The sequence below is a fragment of the Aeromonas sp. QDB11 genome, from assembly GCF_027705265.1.
GTDB lineage: Bacteria > Pseudomonadota > Gammaproteobacteria > Enterobacterales > Aeromonadaceae > Aeromonas > Aeromonas allosaccharophila.
Genome location: NZ_JAPDBM010000202.1, coordinates 1 through 855, shown reverse-complemented (window position 1 = coordinate 855; position 855 = coordinate 1). Strand labels below are relative to the sequence as shown.

The 855-nt window shown below is 61.5% G+C and carries 1 protein-coding gene; it reads left to right on the top strand.

All coding sequences use genetic code 11. From position 1 onward, the window contains the following. The coding region (intI1, locus tag OKC40_RS22655; protein ID WP_270797048.1) for a class 1 integron integrase IntI1 at positions 1-855 on the top strand (855 nt) is incomplete at both ends.

Below are 855 nucleotides of genomic sequence, written 5' to 3'. Positions count from 1 at the left end.
TTACGAACCGAACAGGCTTATGTCCACTGGGTTCGTGCCTTCATCCGTTTCCACGGTGTGCGTCACCCGGCAACCTTGGGCAGCAGCGAAGTCGAGGCATTTCTGTCCTGGCTGGCGAACGAGCGCAAGGTTTCGGTCTCCACGCATCGTCAGGCATTGGCGGCCTTGCTGTTCTTCTACGGCAAGGTGCTGTGCACGGATCTGCCCTGGCTTCAGGAGATCGGAAGACCTCGGCCGTCGCGGCGCTTGCCGGTGGTGCTGACCCCGGATGAAGTGGTTCGCATCCTCGGTTTTCTGGAAGGCGAGCATCGTTTGTTCGCCCAGCTTCTGTATGGAACGGGCATGCGGATCAGTGAGGGTTTGCAACTGCGGGTCAAGGATCTGGATTTCGATCACGGCACGATCATCGTGCGGGAGGGCAAGGGCTCCAAGGATCGGGCCTTGATGTTACCCGAGAGCTTGGCACCCAGCCTGCGCGAGCAGCTGTCGCGTGCACGGGCATGGTGGCTGAAGGACCAGGCCGAGGGCCGCAGCGGCGTTGCGCTTCCCGACGCCCTTGAGCGGAAGTATCCGCGCGCCGGGCATTCCTGGCCGTGGTTCTGGGTTTTTGCGCAGCACACGCATTCGACCGATCCACGGAGCGGTGTCGTGCGTCGCCATCACATGTATGACCAGACCTTTCAGCGCGCCTTCAAACGTGCCGTAGAACAAGCAGGCATCACGAAGCCCGCCACACCGCACACCCTCCGCCACTCGTTCGCGACGGCCTTGCTCCGCAGCGGTTACGACATTCGAACCGTGCAGGATCTGCTCGGCCATTCCGACGTCTCTACGACGATGATTTACACGCATGTG